We start from the raw sequence: 3,089 nt of genomic DNA, 5'->3' as shown, positions 1-3,089 counted from the left end.
GAGCGGCTCGGCTTGCCCATCATCGGTCCGCACGAAGCCGACCAGTTCTGGATCGACGGCCTGCCCGGCCAAAGCAAGATGTTCGGTTTTCCGCCTGCCAAAAGCTTCACACCCACGCGTTGGCTGCAGGATGGCGACACCGTCACGGTGGGTGACTGCACCTTGGCGGTGCGGCACTGCCCGGGTCACACGCCAGGCCATGTGGTGTTTTACTCAAGCGAGGCGAAGCGTGCGTTTGTCGGGGATGTGCTGTTTGCCGGCTCGATCGGTCGCACCGATTTTCCGCAGGGCGACCATGACACCCTGATCGCCAGCATCAAACAACGCCTGTGGCCCATGGGCGACGACACCGTGTTTATTCCCGGCCACGGCCCCGAGAGCACGTTCGGGCGCGAGCGGCGCAGCAACCCCTATGTGGCAGATGCCAGATAAATCAGTGGCGGGCATTGCGCTTTCGCCATGCAGACGCTGGTGGTCGGCGCGGCCTGCGCCATTTGGATTGGCATCGGCGTCACGGGTACGGCCATCCTCGGCATGGCGTTGCCTGGCGACGCGACCAACACTGGCCGCCTCGTCCGCCTTGCGTTGATCGTGGCCGGCGTGATCGGTCGCCCCGGTTTGCTTCTATCATCGCTTTGATCCATGTCCGTGGATCACGGACCCCCCCCCTTTCCCCTTGCTCACACAGCCACTTGCCGTGGCTTCAGACCACCCATGTTTTCAAAATCCCTTCGCCAGGACTGGCTCTCCAACATCCGGGGCGATTTGCTCGCCGGGCTGGTGGTCGCGCTGGCTCTGATCCCCGAGGCCATTGCCTTCTCCATCATTGCCGGCGTGGACCCCAAGGTCGGGCTGTATGCCTCGTTCAGCATGGCCGTGCTGATTGCGTTCACCGGCGGGCGCCCTGGCATGATCTCGGCGGCCACCGGCGCCATGGCGCTGGTGATGGTGCTGCTGGTCAAGGAGCACGGCCTGCAGTACCTGTTTGCCGCCACGGTATTGACCGGGGTGCTGCAAATTGTGGCCGGTGTGCTCAAGCTGGGTGTGCTGATGCGGTTTGTCTCGCGCTCGGTCATTACCGGCTTTGTCAATGCGTTGGCGATTCTGATCTTTTTGGCGCAATTGCCTGAGCTGACGAATGTGTCCTGGGTTGTGTATGCGATGACGGCCGCCGGACTTGGCATCATTTACGGCTTCCCGTACCTCACCAAATCCATCCCGTCGCCGCTGGTCACCATCGTTGTGCTCACCGGCGTGTCCATGGCCTTGGGCCTGGACATTCGCACGGTGGGCGACATGGGCCAATTGCCTGACAGCTTGCCGGTTTTCCTGCTGCCGGACGTGCCATTGAATTGGCACACGCTGCAGATCATCCTGCCCTACGCCGCCACGCTGGCCGTGGTCGGGCTGCTGGAGTCGATGATGACGGCGGCCATCGTGGATGAGCTGACCGACACCAGCAGCAATAAAAACCGCGAATGTGTGGGCCAAGGCGTGGCCAACATGGCCACCGGCTTCATTGGTGGCATGGCCGGTTGCGCCATGATCGGCCAGTCCATGATCAACGTGAAGTCCGGCGGCCGGGGTCGCCTGTCCACGTTTGCGGCCGGTTTGTTCCTTCTGGTTCTGATTGTGTTTCTGGGGCCTTGGGTCAAACAGATTCCCATGGCGGCCCTGGTGGCGGTGATGGTCATGGTCAGCATCGGCACCTTCAGCTGGGACTCCATCCGCAAGTTGCGCGCGCACCCGCCCAGCTCATCCCTGGTGATGATCGCCACCGTGGTGGTGACGGTGTCCACCCATGACCTGGCCAAAGGAGTATTTGTGGGGGTGCTGCTCTCGGGCATCTTCTTCGCCCACAAGGTGGGCAAGGTGCTGCGCGTTGACCGCAGCAGTGACGAATCGGGCCGGGTGCGCACCTACGGTGTGGTGGGTCAGGTATTTTTTGCCTCGAGTGAGACCTTCATCGCCAGCTTTGATTACAAGGAAGTGGTGGAAACGGTGCGCATCGATGTCAGCCGGGCACACTTCTGGGACATCACCGCCGTCAGTGCCTTGGACAAGGTCGTGCTCAAGTTCAAGCGCGAGGGCGCCGAGGTGGAAGTGATCGGCCTGAACCAGGCCAGTGCCACGCTGGTGGATCGTTTTGCGGTGCACGACAAGCCCGATGCCGTTGAGCAACTGATGCACTGAAAGGATCGCCACATGAACCGAATTTATGCCTGCATTGACGGCCAATCCAACACCTTGTCGGTGATTGACTGGGGTGCCTGGGCCGCGCTGCGCCTGGCGGCATCGCTCGAATTTTTGCATGTGCTGGAGCGCCACCCCGAGCGCGCCAGCACCAAAGACTTCAGCGGTGCCATTGGTCTGGGCGCGCAAGAAGCCATTTTGCAAGACCTGAGTGCGGCCGATGCCCAGCAGAGCAAGACCGCGGTGGAGGCTGGCCGCCAATTGCTGGCCAGCGCCAGGGAACGTGCGGCCAAGGCCGGTGTCAGCCAGCTTGACGGGCGCCTGCGCCACGGCGAGTTTGTTGCCACCGTGCAAGAGATGGAAGCAGGTGCCATGCTGCTGGTATTGGGTGAGCATTACCACGCAGCCCAAACCCAAAAAGTGCATTTCGACCATCACCTGGAGGATGTCATCCGCTCGACCCGTCGCTCGGTGCTGGTGGCGACCCGTGGGCAGTTTGCCCAACCCCAATGTTTTGCTTTTGCCTTTGATGGCAGCAGCGCGGCGTTCAAAACCCTTGAACTGATCAAAACATCGCCGTTATTGGCAGGACTCAAGGCTCTGGTGGTCACGGCAGGGGTGGTGTCCACGCTGCGCCTGCGTCAACTCGATGAAGCCAGGCGGGTGTTGGTGAACGCCGGGTTTGAGGTTCACACGCAATTGATCGTCGGTGAGCCCAACGAGGTGCTGCCGGGGTTTGTCAAGTCGCAAGGTGCACAACTGTTGGTGATGGGCGCTTTTGGTCACTCATGGCTCAAACAGTTGATCACGGGTAGCACCACCAGCACCTTGCTGCGCGTGAGTGATGTGCCCGTGCTGATTTTGAGGTAGCTTTTGAAGCCGACCGTCAAAACAGA

4 protein-coding genes are annotated in these 3,089 nt (G+C 61.3%); all 4 read left to right on the top strand.

Features of this window, described 5'->3' with window-relative positions; translation table 11 throughout:
* The coding region (locus PHW99_RS18515) for an MBL fold metallo-hydrolase (RefSeq protein ID WP_300181248.1) at window positions 1-432 on the top strand (432 nt) is incomplete at its 5' end.
* Window positions 433-459: 27 nt separating this feature from the next.
* Window positions 460-639: an SMR family transporter gene (locus PHW99_RS18510; protein WP_300181245.1), complete on the top strand. Its 180-nt coding sequence runs from the start codon at window positions 460-462 to the stop codon at window positions 637-639.
* 75 nt (window positions 640-714) lie between these two features.
* Complete coding sequence (locus PHW99_RS18505) at window positions 715-2,193, top strand: SulP family inorganic anion transporter (RefSeq protein ID WP_300181242.1); 1,479 nt, start codon at window positions 715-717, stop codon at window positions 2,191-2,193.
* Between the two features lie 12 nt (window positions 2,194-2,205).
* Window positions 2,206-3,063, top strand: a complete 858-nt coding sequence (locus PHW99_RS18500) for a universal stress protein (protein ID WP_300181239.1) — start codon at window positions 2,206-2,208, stop codon at window positions 3,061-3,063.
* Window positions 3,064-3,089: the final 26 nt, after the last annotated feature.

The organism is Rhodoferax sp. (assembly GCF_028689305.1).
GTDB lineage: Bacteria > Pseudomonadota > Gammaproteobacteria > Burkholderiales > Burkholderiaceae_C > Rhodoferax.
Note: the sequence above shows the minus strand (reverse complement) of the source record. Positions and strands in the feature narration are given on the sequence as shown.